Source organism: Mesorhizobium sp. M2D.F.Ca.ET.226.01.1.1 (genome assembly GCF_004022705.2).
Taxonomy (GTDB): Bacteria; Pseudomonadota; Alphaproteobacteria; order Rhizobiales; family Rhizobiaceae; genus Mesorhizobium.
Window position 1 is genome coordinate 600,995 of the sequence record NZ_RZOY02000002.1, and the last position, 17,648, is coordinate 618,642.

General features: G+C 61.4%; 8 protein-coding genes and 3 pseudogenes. 4 read left to right on the forward strand and 7 right to left on the reverse strand.

Going from position 1 to position 17,648, the window contains the following annotated elements; translation table 11 throughout:
* Positions 1–43 precede the first annotated feature (43 nt).
* The 4 genes and pseudogenes from EN869_RS06765 to EN869_RS34745 all read right to left on the reverse strand — a co-directional run.
* Positions 44–3,565: a Ulp1 family isopeptidase gene (locus EN869_RS06765; RefSeq protein WP_245454737.1), complete on the reverse strand. Its 3,522-nt coding sequence runs from the start codon at positions 3,563–3,565 to the stop codon at positions 44–46.
* Between the two features lie 833 nt (positions 3,566–4,398).
* Positions 4,399–6,705, reverse strand: coding sequence for a S9 family peptidase (locus EN869_RS06770; RefSeq protein WP_126080685.1), 2,307 nt, complete (start codon positions 6,703–6,705; stop codon positions 4,399–4,401).
* Between the two features lie 515 nt (positions 6,706–7,220).
* Positions 7,221–8,144: pseudogene (gene fni, locus EN869_RS06775) on the reverse strand (type 2 isopentenyl-diphosphate Delta-isomerase); the annotation flags it as partial.
* Positions 8,133–8,372: pseudogene (locus EN869_RS34745) on the reverse strand (hypothetical protein); the annotation flags it as partial. The pseudogenes fni and EN869_RS34745, both read right to left, overlap by 12 nt.
* Before the next feature lie 311 nt (positions 8,373–8,683).
* On the opposite strand from EN869_RS34745, the gene EN869_RS06780 reads away from it, so the two are divergent.
* From EN869_RS06780 to EN869_RS06795, 4 genes are read left to right on the forward strand one after another with little or no spacing between them, the layout of a single operon-like run.
* Entirely contained in the window at positions 8,684–8,980 is a 297-nt protein-coding gene (locus EN869_RS06780; RefSeq protein ID WP_126057779.1) for a DUF2604 domain-containing protein, read from the forward strand.
* Positions 8,973–9,590 carry a putative metal-binding protein gene (locus EN869_RS06785; RefSeq protein WP_126057778.1) on the forward strand — a complete coding sequence of 206 codons (618 nt, stop codon included), beginning with the start codon at positions 8,973–8,975 and terminating at the stop codon, positions 9,588–9,590. Before EN869_RS06780 ends, EN869_RS06785 begins: the two co-directional genes overlap by 8 nt.
* On the forward strand, positions 9,587–10,075 hold the full coding sequence (locus tag EN869_RS06790) for a Mov34/MPN/PAD-1 family protein (RefSeq protein ID WP_126057777.1): 489 nt from the start codon (positions 9,587–9,589) through the stop codon (positions 10,073–10,075). Before EN869_RS06785 ends, EN869_RS06790 begins: the two co-directional genes overlap by 4 nt.
* 3 nt (positions 10,076–10,078) lie before the next feature.
* Positions 10,079–11,608 carry an E2 ligase fold family C protein gene (locus EN869_RS06795; RefSeq protein ID WP_126057776.1) on the forward strand — a complete coding sequence of 510 codons (1,530 nt, stop codon included), beginning with the start codon at positions 10,079–10,081 and terminating at the stop codon, positions 11,606–11,608.
* Positions 11,609–11,840: 232 nt separating this feature from the next.
* Here the strand turns inward: EN869_RS06795 and EN869_RS06800 are convergent.
* The 3 genes and pseudogenes from EN869_RS06800 to rlxS all read right to left on the reverse strand — a co-directional run bounded on the left by EN869_RS06800 (position 11,841) and on the right by rlxS (position 17,639).
* A pseudogene (locus EN869_RS06800) lies at positions 11,841–14,309 on the reverse strand (S8 family peptidase).
* Between the two features lie 17 nt (positions 14,310–14,326).
* Complete coding sequence (locus EN869_RS06805) at positions 14,327–15,313, reverse strand: ATP-binding protein (RefSeq protein ID WP_126057775.1); 987 nt, start codon at positions 15,311–15,313, stop codon at positions 14,327–14,329.
* A 355-nt stretch (positions 15,314–15,668) separates the two neighbouring features.
* Positions 15,669–17,639 (reverse strand): relaxase/mobilization nuclease RlxS, encoded by a 1,971-nt coding sequence (gene rlxS, locus EN869_RS06810; RefSeq protein WP_024505648.1) that lies wholly within the window; start codon positions 17,637–17,639, stop codon positions 15,669–15,671.
* Positions 17,640–17,648 lie beyond the last annotated feature (9 nt).

Sequence of the window (17,648 nt, forward strand, 5' to 3'; positions counted from 1 at the left end):
GGCCCGGCGCCGCCGACAGTTGCGTGACCGCTCCTCCGCAAAGTTATCTTCTGCGTTCAGGGAGCCAGGGCGCCTGGGCTGGCTGATGAACACCGTCCGCTCGCGCATGTGGGGTCGAATTGATTTGTGCCCAAGTGGAGGCAGGCTCATCATTCAACAGTTGCCGCAGTTCCCCTGGCTCGAACGCCATCATTGGTGGGGAGGCAGGCTCGTCTTCCAACAGTTGCCGCAGTTCCCCTGGCTCGAACGCCATCATCGGTGGGGAAGCGGGTTCATCCTCCAACAGCTGCCGCAGTTCCCCTGGCTCGAACGCCATCATCGGTGGGGAAGCGGGTTCATCCTCCAACAGCTGCCGCAGTTCCCCTGGCTCGAACGCCATCATTGGTGGGGAGGCAGGCTCGTCCTCCAACAGTTGCCGCAGTTCCCCTGACTCGAACGCCATCATTGGTGGGGAGGCAGGCTCGTCTTCCAACAGTTGCCGCAGTTCCCCTGACTCGAACGCCATCATTGGTGGGGAGTCAGGCTCGTCTTCCAACAGTTGCCGCAGTTCCCCTGGCTCGAATGCCATCATCGGTGGGGAGGCGGGTTCATCCTCCAGCAGCTGCCGCGGCTCTTCCTCGTGCGGCAAGCGCCTCCTTAGCCGGTCTTGCAGCGCCTGCCGATCGGCAACGAGGTTGTCGAGGGGCAGCGGCTCGTGGTCTGGCCGCTGCCCTTTCACCAATCGTTCAACCAGCGCCCACGTGCCCTCCAGGACAAATACGCCGCAATCATAATGGTTCGTCTGTCTGGCCATGGGGGCTGGCGCCAAGGTAGCATTCAGCAGTCCTGCGAGCTGTTTTGCAGGCACGTCGTTATATCCCTCTCGCTGGAGGGAGTCGTAGTGATAGGCGAACCGCCTTTCGGGGTCGCGGCGATCAACGAGCAGCAGCGACCAATGGGTGCCGGGGCTAGTAGCCGTGCCATTATTCACTGGCAAGAACAGGAAGTCGGCTGTGGCGTTGTTTTGATTATAGATGGACTGCAATATGCCTCGAGCGTCTTGCGGCGACGTGTGTCGCAGTAGATGGGATACGGAAGGATCCACCAGCCGAGTCCGGGCAGCGAGCGCCGGATTGATCCCCTGCAGTTGCCGCTCCAGCAAATTGTAATCTCTCTGGACATGGGCGTCGCTCAGCCATTCGGCGGCGCCGAGCACCCGCCCCGTTGCAACGTTGGACGGGGCTGTCGGATCGAGCGCCCCGATCTGAGCCCCAGAGGAACTGGTCGTCAGTGTGGTCACATCAACCAGTGGAAGGCCGCGGTAGGTGCCTGGCAGCTTAGCGGTTGCTGGCGAGGCGGGTTGGGGAGCTCTTGCCGGTGCCGCTGGCCCAGCTTCAGCAGCGGCCCCAACGCGCCTGGTGACTGCGTCTGCCGGATGAGCAGCAAGGACAGTTTCGCGCCCGAGCACAATGCGCGGCAGGATATCCCGGAGGTGAGCCAATGCAGAACCGATACTTAGTCTATTACCATAGGAGACAGCCTTGAAGCTCTCAACATCTTTATCCAGCGATTTGTCGTGAATCCGAGCGGCAATCCCAGGCTTGTTATTTTGACGCAGATACTGGCTAAAATGTCTAAGAAAATTTGTATAGCCGCCCACGGTATCTGGATTCCGTCCGGTCGCAGGCGCTGCCAGGTACTCCTTGGTCGAAGCGGCTCTGTAATCTCTAATGAGCTCGGCATCGTCAGGATAGGGGATCACGAGAGGGCGACCCATAATCGGGGCTCCGCTTGTCGACTTCTTGAGGTAACGCAGTGCGCCAGCCACGGTGGAGGAACCACCCGTACTCTCGTACTCCTTGAGATCCTGATCCAGCGACGAATGGTAAAGCCGAGCAGCAAACCCTGGCTTGTTGTTTTGAAGGAGCCACCGACTAAAGCCGAAAAGAGAATTTACATTGAAAGTGACCGTGTTCGCGCTGGCCTTACCCGCGTGGAATGCTGCCCTCAGCCCTTCGATAGCGGTCGCATCGTTGGAATAGACAGGACGCTTGTCGGAACCGTTGGGGACTACAATTGGACGATCCGGCTGCACTGTCGAGGACATCGAACCACCACCTCCGGGATGCGGTGCTGGGGTGGATTCGTGTTCATCCCTCTGCCTGACGAGCTGCGCCTCAGATTCCGGTGTAGCCACCTTATGAGGATCCTGCATCGGTTCGATCCCCTCCATCTCCTGCTGCAACCAAGCCAAAGCTTGGCGAGCGGCGGCTTCATCAACCGCGGAGGATGTCTCCACACCTCTGGCGGACGCCGGCAGAGCCTGCTCCGCCCGCCGTCGAAAGAGCTCTGGCGAGGCGGATTTCTCCGCCCACAATCTGGGCTGCGTAGCGAGTCCCCGTCCAGATTTATGTGGCACCGCCTCGCTTGGCAGCGGGCTGCTCCTGTCCCGTGCAGCTACCAGCCCCTCCGGGGCGCCCTGGTCGCCGTGGCGCCAGTTCAAGTGAGGGACGGCCTCTCCAAAGTCGGGTGCTTGGTGTTGGTGCGCGGTTGGGGCGAGAGACAATGGTAGATCGGTGCCCTCCTTATAACCTACCGGCAGGAGCTCCTCTGGCCAATCGAATCCCTGCTGTGGTGCGGTATGCTGAGCAGCGTCGCCACGGGGACGAGCCTCCATGCTGACCGCGTTTTCCAGATGACTCCCGAGTATAACGCGCGGCGGGTGCTTGCGGATATAAACCAGTGCAGATTCGATCGGAGCTCCACGAGTAGAGGAGGCGGCCTTGTAGCTCTCAACATCTTTATCCAGCGATTCATCGTAAATCCGGCCCGCAATCCCGAGCTTGTCATTTTGACGTAGGTAATGACTGAAATGGTTAAGAGCAGTTGCGTAGCCGCTCGCGGATCTGAAATGTCTAGTGAGCGCGGCGTCGTCAGGATGGGGGTTCAGGACAGCGCGACCCACAATCGGGGCGGCTCCGCCTATCGGCTTCATCAGTTGACGCAGTGCGCCAGCCACTGTGGAGGAACCACCCCTACTCTCGTACTCCTCGAGATCCTGGCTCAGCGACGGATGGTAAAGCCGAGCAGCAAACCCTGGCTTTTTGTTTTGAAAGAGCCAACGACTAAAGCCGAAAAGAGAATTTGCGCTGCGAGTGACCGTGTCCGGCCTGGCTTTACCCGCAAGGAGTGCAGACTTCAGCCCTTCGATGGCGGTGGCATCGTTGGAATAAACAGGACGCTTGTCGGCACCGTCGGGGGCCACAATTGGACGATCCGGCTGCACTGTCGAGGGCATCGACCCATCGAGATGCGGCGCTGGGGTGTATTCGTGCTCATCCCCCTGCATCGCGAGCTGCGCCTCCCGTTCCGATGTACCCACCTGATGGGCAGGGAGTTGCATCATCGCGCGAGCGCCTGAGTCACCAACCTGACCTGGTTGCCGCTCAGTGACAGCATGCTGCAGATTGCTTTGGATCCTCTGCCTCTTCGTTGGTCTCAACTCACCTTTGCCATGCGAGCCATTGACGAGGACATCCTCGCCTGGTGCACTCATCAACTCATCCGCCGCCTGCAATTCGCCCAAGTGCTGCTCAAAACCGGCTTGGCCGGCTTGTCCGCTTGCTCGTGCGGTACGGCGTGCTGCACCTGCAGCCAAGCTGCTACGATGAATGTCCAGTTTGTACGGGTGCACGCTAGCCTCACTTCCACAGATCACATGAGCAACCTACTCAGGCAAGCTTTCGAAAGGCTGACGAGGTCCGCCGCCGCGGAAGGCGAAGGCTGGTTTTCTGCTCAGCGGTTGACGGCCTAGCGTGTTGCGGCCGCGCCGGGTATCACGCCAATCAATCTGAATAGTCGATGCGTCAAACGAACCAGGATAGGATTTTCGTAGCGGGGCTGCTCTACTCACTCTTGTCCTGAGGTAGAATTCAACCATATCGCCGAGCAACTGGATGCCGATTGGATACCCGATCCGGAAAGCTTCAGCTCATATGTGACGCGAGGATGAGAATCGTGGCAGCTCCAGACCGACGGGCTGCCACCCACAGCGGCGATGACCGACGAGGGTCTTCTATTGCCAAGGTAATCGTCCGTTCGGGGACCTATGTGTTCCTATGCTCGTCGAGCGGATCGGGTGGGCCGCACCGCCGTAGCGTTACGGCGAGCGGAAGCGGCGTTGGGTGCGGCTTTTCCCCTGAACGCTTCACACCAGGCTGATAGGGGATCTTGCAATCGCACACACGCGGTCTGCAGGCGTGCCTATCAAGCAGTTTGCTCAGACCAACGTCGCGGCGAGCCTATCCTCAATACGCAGCGCAAGTCCTAGACTCCACGATCGTCCTTCGGTGCAGATTTGCTCGCGCCTCGCCCTGATTACAGCCGATAAGGCGAGCTAACAATTGCAAGAGCCACAAGCTACTCCAGCTCGATCGGTTTGCTGTTCCAGTCGGGCGGGGTCTGACCGAGAATGTTGCGAACGAAGAAGTCTAGGAGTTTGCGCTCGGTGTAGGTGCCTAGAGTATGGTGATTGGCACCAGGAACGTAGACAATGTCAAAATCTTTTCCTGCCTTGATGAGTCGATCGGCAAGCTGGAACGAGCAAAACGGATCGACATTATCATCCATTTCGCCGACCGCGATCATCAGCTTGCCCTGCAGCCTGTGAGCATTGTCAACGGCGGAGGATTGCGAATATTCAATGCCGACCGGCCACCCCATCCACAGTTCATTCCACCAGGTCTTGTCTATCCTGTTGTCGAAGCAGCCGTTTTTGGCGACGGCGACCTTGTAGAAATCGGGGTGAAAGAGCAGCGCGCTGACTGCACTCTGGCCGCCGGCGGATGCGCCAAAAATGCCGACGTTGGATATGTCGTACCATGGATATTGCGCGGCCGCCGCCTTGTGCCACAGAATGCGATCGGGAAATCCTGCGTCCTTCAGATTCTTCCAAGCAACATCATGGAAGGCGCGGGAGCGGTTGTTGGTGCCCATGCCGTCGATCTGAGCAACGACGAAGCCCAGCTGCGTGAGCGGCTCTGTCCACCGCGAGAAGGATTTTGGGACGAAGGAGCCGTGGGGTCCAGCATAGATATTCTCCACAACCGGGTATTTCTTCGTCGGGTCGAAGTTGGCTGGCAGGTGGAGCACACCCCAGATGTCAGTTTTGCCGTCGCGCCCCTTGGAATGGAAACTGAGCGGCGGCTGCCAGCCTGCGGCGACGAGCTCGGAAATGTCGGCCGTCTCGATCTGCTGGAGCTTGGCATTGTCGCTGGCGCGGTAGAGTGCCATGCGCGGGGGCAGATCGATGCGTGACCAGAGATCGACATAATAGCGCCTGTCAGGCGAGAACTCGATATGGTGGTTGGCCGGTTCGGGCGTCAGTGCAGTCAGTCCCTTGCCGTCAAAGCCGATGCGGTAAGCATGGACCCAATAGGGGTCCTCCTGCGAGTTCATCCCGCTCGCCTCGAACCAGATCTGACGCTTCACCGGATCGACATGGTTGACCCTCCGGACGACCCACTCACCTCGGGTGATCTGGTTTTCGAGCGCGCCTGTCCGGCCGTTGAAAAGATACAAATGCTCATACCCGTCGCGCTCTGATGCCCAGATGATCTCCTTCCCGTCATCGACATCGTAACGGAAGATTTTTCCGGCATCCTCCTGGCCATGCCCCAGCGGCAAATAATCCACGAATGTCTCGCTGGTCTCATCGATCAGGGAGCGCCCGCGGCCCGAGGCGGCGTCTACCTCGACCAAGCGATAGAGCTGATGCCCGCGCTGGTTATATTCGAAAGTGAAGCCGCGGCTGTCCGCCCACCACCGGAGAGGGGAAAGTTCGAAGACGTTCGAGAAGAGGGCACCGTCAATCACGATCTGGCGCCGGCCGGCAATGTCGAACAGGACTGGTTGGGGCAGCGGAAGGACATCGCCCGGCCTGGGATAGAATATTGTTGAATATTCCCGCTCCAACTGGTCCGTCGATGAATTGAGGTAGCGGACCTCTCGCCTATAGCCGGGGCGAACAAGGTAAGCGGCGAGGTGGCGCGAGTCCGGCGACCAGCTCAGCGTCGAAAAGACGTAGCAATTGCCTTCGGCTCCGTCCCGGCTCAGAGGAACATCCTGCAATCCGTCCTCGCTGCGCAGGAAAACGTTGCAGTTCTTGATATAGGCGATCCATTTGCCGTCGGGCGACGCGTTGCTCTTGTCGGGGTTGTTCTCCGCTGGCGGCGTGTAGCGGTGGCTGAGCTCCCTACGGTCCCCTTTCCTTGCATCGAATGTGGTGCTGGTACAGTCATAGCTTGCAAGGTCGCAGCTCCACCGGGTGTCTTCAATCTGGAAGTCGAGCCTGCGACCATCCTCACTCAGTTCGAAACGGTCGAACGGAAGATTGCCGGCTTGATAGCTCTCATGGCTCACCTTGTTTAGCGCTGCCGCCAGACGCGCCTGATCGAAAGCGGGCCGCTTGAAACCCGTGGCAGCATCGACCTGCATGAACTGCTGCTCGCCGTGGCTAGTCCGGCGGTAGACGAAGGCTTCACCCCCGGTCAGCCAGAAAGGCATTTTGGGGACATTGACAGTGAGCCCGCCATATCGATCGTTGATCGTAAGTGCGCGCTTGAAATCGGCCGGCGCTAGCGTCGGGTGTAAACTTTTCGAACCCTTGGCCAGCGTCTGAGTTGCCGATCGCCATGCCGCGCGCGTCAAAGCGCCGATCCTGGACATACCTGTTCACTTCTTTCGGTTTTCGGAATGCTAATTTTGAAGTTGGGTTCTCGTCGCCGGTCTGCAGCAGCGCCGAGCGTCGCCTTGGAGGAGAGCCAGCACGCGGGTGCAGCCAGGCACGCGCAACAGGGGCGCTCCTTGGACATCCAGGCACTGGTTCGGGTGCCGATTGAAGAGTTGGCGTCCGTCGCCGAAACAACCAGGAAAGAGCGTCCATGCAGCCCTGACGCGACTATTTCCCCGCGAGTATGGCCGCTTGCTTTTCTGCATCATCTGAAAGGTCCTGCTCTAGTCGGGCCGGATGTCACCCCGGCAGATTGTGCTATTTCGACAATCTCCGAGCGATTGCCGCCGGCCCATGACGAGGTTTACCGATAGGGCGCAATATGCGTGCCAAAGGAAAAGCGGTTTAATACACGGCAATCCGCCTATGTCGCATCCCCAACATCGTCGCACACCGGACAATGCCGGACGATATTGTCCCGGGGCGTCAAATTGGTTTGATGGTGACCCAACAACTGGCGGATGACGATCTCGAAATGCGCGACAACGGCCTCGGTGGACACTGTCGCCGCGCCCAGCACGCTGGCCGCCTGCCCGGCGATGTCCGCGCCCAGGCGGATGGCCTTGGCCACGTCGACGCCATCGCGGATCCCGCCCGACGCGATCAGCTTCACCGTTGGCAGCGCCCGACGCACCGCCTGCACGCTGGTCAGGGTGGGAATCCCCCAATTGGCGAATGACATCGCCACTGCACGGTCGGCGGCATTGCGGGCGCGCTCGCCCTCCACTGCGGCCCAACTGGTGCCGCCGGCGCCGGCGACATCGATTACCGCCACGCCCGCCTCGACGAGCGCACAGGCCACCGAGGCGGACAGGCCGCCCCCACTTCCTTGGCCACGATCGGCACGCCCACGATGCGCGCGGCGCCAGCGATCAGCGCCAGGACGCCGCGCCAGTCGCGGTCGCCCTCCCGGCTGTACCGCTTCCTGCAGCGGATTGAGATGGACGATGAGCCCATCGGCCTCCAGCGCGTCCACCGCGCGACGCGCCAGGTCCAGGCCGTCGGCCTCCCGCAGTTGCGCGGCGCCGATATTGGCCAGCAAGGGAATGTCTGGCGCCAGGCGGCGCAGCGCGCGCGTTAGCCCCTGGGAGTTACGGGATTGCAGGCTCACACGCTGCGAACCGCACATGGCGATCCGCAAGGCTTGCGCTGCCTCGCTCAAATGCCGGTTGATGGCCTCGGCCCGTGGCATGCCGCCGGCCATAGAGCTGATCAGCAGCGGCGCGCGCATAGCCTTGCCCAGCAGCGAGGCGCGCAGGTCGATCTGCGTCAGGTCCAACTCGGGCAGTGCGCAGTGTTCGAAATGGATGTACTCCCAGCCAGCGGCCACCGTGGCCGGCGCCGTTCGCCGATCCAGCACCAGCGAAGCGCGCAGCTGAGCGCAGCCCTCGAATCCGGAGAGAACGCACGGTACGCCGTGCCCCAGCGCCTGCTCCACGGCGGCGAGCTGCTCCGGCGCGATCAGGCCAACGTCGTTGCAATCGTCTAGCCAGAACAGCAGCGCCAGTTCGCGATAGAACGCCACGATCAGCGTTTCGTTCTGCGGATCACGGCCGGTGCGGGCGCTGGTGTCGCGCAGGCTCGGGTGAATGCGTTGCAGGATTGGGGGACGCGTGACGCAGTCAAAGCTCCCCTTGCCAAGCACGGAGCAGGCGAGTGAGAGAGCAGATGAATAGGCGTGTCGCCAATATTTTCGCATTGCTATAATCGATTATAGTTGTGAGGAGCAATTTGAGACCATTTACTTGCGGCTCAAGTCACCCATAAAAGAAGGCAAGCACCGATTCGGTAGCTTATCCCCTGTCTTTCGCGTACTCGCGGCCGTGGCGCCGGGTGAACGATTGAAGACCGCCGGTCTCACTCGCAGGTGGGCGCCAGGGCGTGGGACGGTTGGCAAGCCACAGGAGTAGGACAATGTCGAAGGATTCGGGTAAGGGCGATAATCACGGCGGCGGGCCGGGCAAGATCGAGATCACGATGGTGGTGAACGGCCAGCCCACGCAGGTCGAAGCCAATCCCAACCAGCCGCTTCACGTCATTCGTACCAAAGCCCTTGAGAACACGCAGAATGTCGCCCAACCAGCCGAGAATTGGGAATTGAAGGATGAGGCCGGCAACTTGCTCGACGTCGACAAGAAGCTTGGCGATTTCGGTTTCCCGAATACTGTGACCCTGTTCCTCAGCCTGAAGGCGGGCGTCGCAGGTGCCTAAACCCCAAAGTGTGGATCCGGAGGTCTCCCGAGCGAAGTTTGATCGGGAGATCGGCCGGTTCCGGCCATATGCTGATGTCTATCGGGCTCAGGGCTGCTTCTTGATCGAGGCGACCTTTCCGCGCGCTTTCTTCATTTTCGCAAGCCTCAAGTTAAAACCACGGGTGATCAGCGCAGCGAGCGAGGTCGACTTCACCGACTACGACTTAAGACCACCGTCCGTGGTCTTCGTCGATCCGTTTACGCGTCATCCGATTGCCCGGAAAGATCTATACCTGAAAATGCTTAGACGTCCGCCGCTGCCCGGAACGCCGCCGGAGATGATAGGAGCTCTCATCCAGCAGAACGCCGTGCCGCTGACGGACTTCATCCAGGCCAACAGTCCCGAGGACGAACCATTCCTGTGCATGGCGGGCGTCCGGGAATACCACGACAATCCAGCCCATTCAGGTGATCCATGGCTACTTCATCGGGGTTCTGGCGAAGGCTGTTTGGCCTTCATCCTGGACAAGATCATCAAGTACGGAATCATTCCTATAGAGCAGTTGCAGATTCAACTCCCACCGGCAATCGTAGGAATGGTGGTATCCCCTCAGGCGATACAAGAATGACTGGTTTGAGAGATGTAACGATCGTGACTCTCCCGCGCGGCTGCATCTCGACCACGCATGGGCATCTGCGCTCAGTTGGTCGCGAAGGCAATGAGGGGATGGCGCTCTGGGTCGGCGTTCAGCAAGACCGGCACTTTGCCGTAACAGAGACGGTTATCCCGGCGCAGCGTCACATTCGGACAAACGATGGCGTTTGCGTGATCGTTGCGGCCGAAGAACTGCACCGGCTCAATGTCTGGCTCTACAAAAGCGGCCTGAAACTCTTGGCCCAGATTCACAGCCATCCGGGCCGCGCCTACCATTCGACGACGGACGACGCTTATGCGGTTGCTACCACGGTTGGGTGTCTGTCGCTGGTAGTGCCGAATTTCGCCCGCGAGCCTTTCGATTTTGCTCGGGTCGCCGCCTATCGGCTTGACGAAAAGGCCAAATGGAATGCGCTCCCTCCCGCGGCACTGTCGCGAATGATCATGATATCGAGTTGAACAATGGCATTCGCTAACTTCATCGATCGTGCCGCCACGGCGGCATCTCAGGTCCTGGCCGATTTTCATCTGGGAGACTTCAAAGCAGCTCTTGAAAAGCAGGTCGTGGCAGTCGCCTTCGACCATCAGGCCGCTTCCTGCGCCGAAGGCCAGGCGACACTAGATCTTGCGGTGAGATTGCTCGCTAGGCTCTACCCGGTTCTGGCGATACTCCCGCTGGACAGCGCGGCGAGCTCTCAAGCCCAAGCGCTGGAGCGCTTGGCAAAGTCGATCAATCCAAAAGTCGGCATCCGGCGTTCCGGCAAGTCTGCCACCGTCTGCGTCGTTGCAGGGGTAACGCGCCCATCACTCCGGTGCCCGATCTTTTTCGTGGGATCGGACGGTTGGGCGGCAAAGCTGTCGCGTACGGACCCGGTGGGCTCTGGCCCAAGTCTGCTGCCTTTTGGAGCTGGCGCCGCCAGTTGCTTCGGCGCCGCCAACGTCTTTCGAACTATCTTCGCCGCCCAGTTGACCGGCGCCGAGTTGGACGAAACCATCGACCTCTCGCTATGCAGCTACGACAAGACCAAAGCCGGGGAGGCTGGCCCGATCGACTTCCCAGTCGACCTTGGCGAAACCCACCTCGTTGGGCTCGGTGCGATAGGCCATGGCTCGCTTTGGGCGCTAGCGAGACAACCCGATCTCAAGGGTCGTCTGCATGTAATCGATCACGAAGCGATCGAACTCTCAAACCTGCAGCGCTACGCATTGGCCGGCCAGGCGGAGATTGGTATGTCCAAGGCGGTTCTTGCAGCCACCGCCCTTAGATCGACTGGCCTTGAGGTCGAGGCGCACCCTCTGACGTGGGCAGAATATGTTGCGCGCCGGGGCAATTGGGTCTTAGACCAAGTGGGTGTGGCGCTTGACACCGCCGCCGACCGTCTGGCTGTCCAAGGTGCACTGCCGCGATGGATCGCAAACGCTTGGATGCAGGAGCACGATCTCGGTATCTCCCGGCATGGTTTCGATGACGGCCAGGCTTGCCTTTGTTGCATGTACCTGCCATCCGGAAAATCCAAGGACGAGCACCAGCTGATTGCCGAGGAACTCGGAATACCGGAAGCACACGAGCAGGTGAAAACGCTCCTGCAGACAAATGCCGGAGTTCCCAACGACTTTGTAGTTCGCGTGGCTACAGCGATGGCTGTGCCGTTTGAACCGCTAGCCCCGTTTGTCGGCCAGCCCCTGCGCTCCTTTTATCAGCAGGCTATCTGCGGCGGTCTGGTGTTCCAGCTTAGCGAAGGAAGTCGCCGCGTTCGAACTGTGGTTCCGATGGCCTTTCAGTCGGTGCTTGCCGGGATTATGCTTGCCGCGGATTTGGTCAAGCATAGTGCGGGGTTTCCCATGAGCCCGACGACGAGCACTCGGGTGAATCTTCTGCGCCCCCTTGGCTCTCACTTGCACGATCCGAAGGCCAAGGACTCCAGCGGCCGCTGCATCTGTAGCGACGACGATTTCATTGCCGCTTACAGGCGCAAATACGGAGCGCGTTGATCAGGTAAGCGATGTCTCGGCCGCCTAAGCAGACGCGCACCTCTCCGTAGACGCAGGGGGCGCGGCTTGTGGGCGTGACCATGGGCGCCATTATGACACGCTTGGCCCGCTCCTTTGCCGGCCTATCGTCCTCCGCGCATGATCCCGTGCCGACGTGATGATCCAGCACCAGCCGCCATGGCACCAGAGGCTGGTCAAACCTCCGTTGTTGGCCGGTTTGGACAGTGCTGCATCAGGTCTCGACCGACGTCTCGACAGTCAGGGCTGCTTCGACGGGTGTGAAGATGTCAACATCGACCCCAGGCGCCCGAATCGTCACAATCAGGGCGTACCGAGCCAGAGCGTCGACGCGTTCCAGGTAAGGCTTCTCCTTCCACCAGCCCCCGACCGGGAACACGCCGATCGCGTCACGCTCGGCGAGATCGGCGGCGCTGCCCGACCAGAAATCGGCGTGCAACGAGCCGCGATCGCGGAAGGTGCCGAGCAGCCACTCTTCTCCGCCTCCAGCAGGCGCCCCTTCCTCCTCGTCCCGAGCGGCCTGATTGATGCGGGCTCGGAATTCGTCGACTGTCTCGGTCGCTGACTTTACTCTGAACCGAAGACCATGGGACGCGTAACGATGCCGGCGGGTCCATCCGCGTTCACCGGGGTTGGGTTCGATGAAATAGGACAGCGTGACGCGGAGCTCGACCTGGGCAGCGCCGAGCGCCGCGAGCTGCTCCTTCGGCCAAGGCAGGCGATGCAGCTTCATGTCACGCGTTTTGGCAGCCGCGCCGCCCTCGCGCTGGAAAGGCTGAAGCTCATCTTCAACGATAAGCGTGAGGTCGTTCACCGTTGACAGAAGCGCGCGCCCAAGATCTGGCACGCCGTAACCATAGCGCCGCACGAGCGCCTGGATCTCGCCCTTCGCTCCGTTGCACGCATCGATGCGTGCGCGCATCGCCGGAGTCCATTCGGCCGAGTGGACGATCAGGGCGCGAACCGATTCAGGCCACAGCTCGGGGCGCGCTGATAGAATTAGTCCCGCCATCCGTGCGGCATGGGCCGTTGCCGCGCTCGTATCTCCGAGGGTGGTGAAGTGGCGCAGTTCGGGTCGACAGAAAGTGGTCAATATCTGCAGATCGTCGATCGGCTCGCCGGGCAACACACCGTCATGGGCGAGATTGCCGCCTTCGAAGACGACCTCGGGCTTCACCGGCCACTGCCTGTCCCAAACGACCGAAGTGCGACTGCGCGGCGAGAGCTCGCCGACCGGCGCGATCGGAGCGTAGCCCGAAAAGTCGGTGTCAATGATATCGACCTTTTCTGTGAAAGCGCCGACCGTCAGCGCATTCCAGGCCTGAGAAGGATCATCGACTGCTTCCAGATCGTTGCGCGTCAAATGCTCGGCCGGCATGAGGTCATCGCCGATGTTGCCGGCAGAGAGAACGATCAAGCGTCGCTGTTCCTCTTCGAAACAGAGTTGGTCGATAGCGGCAGACCACGATGTGGGCCTTCCACGCGCCGGACTGGCGCTTGTCACAGCCATTGCGATCGCGCGGCGGCGCTCCGGCGCCTGCACCTCGGCGCGGGCGATCGCTTCCGCGGTGATCGCGCCATAGAGTTCTGGATCGTTTGCCTCGTCTTCTGGCGGAAGGATACGAACACTCTCCAGCCGAAAGGGCAATGGAACTGGATCGCCTCCGACCAGGAGCGGGACCAGATCACCGTACAGGCCGACACCTGCCATTCGCGTCCCGTGGCCGCTCCACGCAGGTGTGTCGTCGCTGCCCCATGCCGGTTTGACGGTGTGCCAGTCTTAAACGGCAAGTGCGGGTTCGATCAACGGGTGGGTGCGACGCACGCCGCTGTCGAGAATGCAGACCGCAATATCGGATTGAGGCGGTCTGACGCGCCCGAGAAGCTCGTCGCTCCAGTCCCTTTGCTCCGCGCCGCCAAGGCCCAGGAAGAAGGACGGCGTATCCTTCGCGCGCCGCAGCTCGGCGACGACATCGCTGTGCGCAATCATGCGGTCGAGCATTGCCGTGCTGGCGAGGGCCAGCATGACCACCCGCTCCGGAAACCTAACCGCATGCGTGCGCAAAGTGATGTTCAGGGCTTCGGCAATGTGCTCGAAGTTCTCGCGGCGACCGTCGCGCAGCCAGACTTCCCACCACACCTGCTCGTCAGCGGCCTGGGGGAAGAGGTCGTCGTGGTCGGTAAACAACGATCGTGCAGTCGCCAGCCTGACTGTCTCCATGCGGGAGACGAGCGGCTCGTTGCGCGGTCTGCCGCGGTCAGTATCAACGTCTCGATACGCCTCGACTTTCCGCAAATAATAGGCTTGCGCGCTTTGCGGCAGGAACACCGACGCTGTGATGGGAGCACCGGGTTGAGTTGGCTCATGGACGGCGACCAGCTCCATGTGCTGGCGACGATCGGCCAACTGGTCGAGGGCCGCCCGTCCGGACATGGGCAGATCGATCGCGAGGTAAAAGCCAGGCGTGCCGACCGACAGCTGGGGGTCACGCGCCGCAATCTGCTGGCGTGCACTTTCGACCGCTTGTTCGATGGATTGCGTCAAGGCCGCAGCATGCGACGCCCGATCACGCGCCGGCAGCGGCGGTGCATGTATAAGTTGGTTGGGCCGCCGATAGGCTTCCCGAATGCCGTTGTTGCGAAGGTGGATATGGGCGCGGTCGCGCGGAAAATCGTCTGCCATTATGATCTGTGCTGTCGCTACTCAAACAGCGACGCCTGCCGGCGTTCCTTCAGAGCGTCGATGAGCGCTTCCGAGGTGATCCGCTTCCCCCCCCGCAATATGATGGTTTTTGCAGCGTCGTCGGCCGCGCGCGTGATCTCGGCCTGCGACAGTCTCTCTGCCTGAGAGATCGCCTCGTTCCAGGCAAGCCCTCTGGTGTCGAAGCGGTCGAGTCGAGCCCGAAGCAGCGCCTCTATAATCGGCCGATCGGGCACGGCGTATTCGATGACATCGTCGAAACGGCGGAACAAAGCTCTGTCGAGCAGCTCGGGATGATTTGTTGCCGCAATAATCAGGCTGTGGCTGTCGTCTTGCTCGAGAAACTGCAGAAACGAATTCAGCACGCGCCGAATCTCGCCAACATCCTGGCGTTCGCCTCGACGCGCGCCGATGGCATCGAATTCGTCAAAGAAGTAGACGCCCCGCGTCGCCTGCATTGCATCAAAAACAAGCCGCAGCTTTCCGGCAGTCTCTCCCATGAACTTGGTGATCAAACCATCGAGGACGATCGTGAAAAGGGGCAGATGAAGCTCCCCGGCCAATGCCGATGCGGTCATCGTCTTGCCTGATCCTGGCGGGCCGACCAGAAGCAGTTTGCGACGGGGAACAAGCCCGTGCTCGCGCAAGCTTGCTTGTTGGCGCTGCTCTCCCAGCACGCGGTGCAGGCGCGAGCGCAGACTGTCCGGCAAAATCATGTCGGTCAGTCGCAGGTCCGGATAGCGCACATGCAGGAGCCCTGCGAGCTCGCCCTTTGGCTGAAAAAGGGGAACCGGCCGACTGCTCTTGACAATCCGGGCGTCCCTGCTCTTGGCTGCGTCGACCAGATCCTTGAGCTCCTGAGCAAGCTTACCATGGCCTTGACGTGCCTCATGCGCAGCAAGCTGCATCGCGATAGAGAGGAAACGATCCTCGTCGCCGGCAATGTGGCTTTTAAGCAGCGTCACGATATGGCGGGCCGTGGTCATGGCTCTCTTCTGGGGTATCCGTTTACTTGGCGAAGCGCATGCAACCTAAACGCTTTCAACGGCGATTTGTATCGCGCAATGGTGTTTTTTCTCTTGTCGATGTTCGCCCGTGGCAACTTCAGCGGTGAACTGTTGCGCCGCGGTCATAGGCCAGCCGGAATAACGCCGGCCAGCAGACAACAGTCCGCATCTTCGAGCGCTCGAAGTCTGGCCACTCACGCAGCGTGTCGGGTCCGAACGCTCCAAAGCCGCCCCGCCTGGCAGGTCCATGCGACCGATTGCGGGCGTGCGGCCATAAGGTCTACGCGGGCTCGCATGGCTGCCCGCGCCGCTGGCTAAAAAGCTGTACACCATCTCACGAAACACCAGGTCCGCTCCTTTGCCGGCCGACGGTCCATGAAATCCCCTCCCCACTTACGACACCGGAGACCTCCTTGCCCACATGGCGCTCAAGCACCGGCCGCCATGGCACCAGCGTGAACTCGCGCGACTTTTCAACGACGGCATATTTTCCGCTGGCAAGCTCGACGGAGCGGCGGAGCGTACCCTCTACTCGTCCTCCGGATCGCGCTTCGGCATAGGGCAGGCCAAGTTCCTCCGACAGTTGGCCAGCAACACGGTTCAGTTCTCGCTGGCGCAGGATCGAAAGCATGTTGGCTCGATAGACGATCCCATCCTGTTCTTTATGCGCGAGGCCTTGCGCGATCAGCCACTGCCGCCGGCGAGCTTGCGCCTCTCTCACGTCGCGGCCGAAGCCGGATCCGTGCAAAGGCTCGGGTCTATCGGCAACCAGCTCCCGGTCGAGCCAGGTGGCGCCGTTGAAGCTGACCTGTCGCTCCAGCGCCATTGAGGAGAGCTTGTCGGCAACGACAGGCTCGGCCCTGGCCCGCTGGCCCTCATAATTCGCGACGCGATCGAGATGGTCCGGCGCGATGAGCCAGGTGCCGTTCGGCTCTCGCTCGACGCCGCCGGTCGCGCGGCGGATCGCCTCCAGCCGCCGCACATGCGTTCGCGCAAAGCTCTCGGTGGCGGATGGGTCATGCTTCAGGTGCATATCGACGTCGTAACGGCCGCCATGCGCGGCGGCGATTTCGGCGATGGTACGATCGACCTGCCTCGGCTCGGTGTTCCTTGGCGCGACACGCACGATGCAGCCATTAGGCATCGTTTCCATCGCCTCGCCTCTACCGATGTTGATCCAATGGCTCTTACCGTCGACGGCGTCGACGATCATGTAATGGCGGTCATTGATCTCGTCGGCCAGTCCACGCGCGACAACGCGACCGACGAGAGACTGGACGGGCTCGCCGGATCGATCGTGGATCACCCAGTCGGCGGCCCTGCGGGCAAGCCCCTTGCCGGTCAGTTCGCGGTGCATGGTCTTGATGATGTCGCCGCGTTCGCCGGTGCGGCGCAGCGTGGCTTCGAGCTCATCGTCGAGGCGCCAGGAGCCAGCGCCGACCTCCGCGGCCAGACCCATCCGCTCGAGCTTGCGCAGCCGTCCCTGGTGCAGCGTCTGGCGAATGGCGTCGGGACCGCCCGGCGAGACCAGGCCGTCATCATCACGCATGCTGAGCAGCCGACGGTCGATGCTGGTGAAGCGTTCCTGCTCCATTTCCCGGCGCAGGCGAAGCTCAATCTCGCGGTCGGTTCGCGGACCGAGATCGAGGCTGACCAGCTCGGCCGCCCGCTCGCGGATGCCAGATGAGATATATTCGCGCGCGATGACCAGGTTCTCGCCACGGTCGTCCCTGCCACGGACGATGATGTGGCTGTGCGGGTGGCCGGTGTTGAAATGATCGACCGCGACCCAGTCGAGCTTCGTGCCGAGGTCTTCCTGCATCTGCGCCATGAGCCGCCGCGTCAGCGCCTTGAGGTCGTCGTACTCGATGCCGTCTTCGGCAGCGACGATGAAGCGGAACTGATGGCGGTCGCCGTCCGCGCGATCGATGAACGCCTTGCCGTCGACGCGGCCGCTGTCGGCGCCGTAGAGCTCGCCAGGTTCACCTTCGCGGGTGACCCCGTCGCGCTGAAGATAGCGTAGATGGGCACGCGCCCCGTCCGCGCCCTTGCCGGCGAGCTTGACGACCCGCGCCTTGACGATCACCCGGCGCTGGCGGAAGGCGGCATACCGGTCGCGCGATTTCAGCAGTGCGGCGGCCGCCCCGCCGCGCCCTGTCCGGCTTCCTGTGAAGCGACCACCGCGTTGCGGCCGGCCGCCAGCCCGGTTGATCGCCGCACGAACCTGGCCGGCATAGCGTTTGCCGGCCTTCGAGCCGCGCGACCCGATTTTGCCGAGCTTCGGCCTGAACTCGTCATCCTTAATGCGAGCCTC

What these genes read in the sequence shown, in the direction of transcription:
- EN869_RS06790 (WP_126057777.1), top strand. Translation starts at nt 9,587, where the DNA reads ATGACTGGTTTGAGAGATGTAACGATCGTGACTCTCCCGCGCGGCTGC.
- EN869_RS06795 (WP_126057776.1), top strand. Translation starts at nt 10,079, where the DNA reads ATGGCATTCGCTAACTTCATCGATCGTGCCGCCACGGCGGCATCTCAG.
- EN869_RS06770 (WP_126080685.1), bottom strand. Translation starts at nt 6,705, where the DNA reads ATGTCCAGGATCGGCGCTTTGACGCGCGCGGCATGGCGATCGGCAACT.
- EN869_RS06780 (WP_126057779.1), top strand. Translation starts at nt 8,684, where the DNA reads ATGTCGAAGGATTCGGGTAAGGGCGATAATCACGGCGGCGGGCCGGGC.
- EN869_RS06805 (WP_126057775.1), bottom strand. Translation starts at nt 15,313, where the DNA reads ATGACCACGGCCCGCCATATCGTGACGCTGCTTAAAAGCCACATTGCC.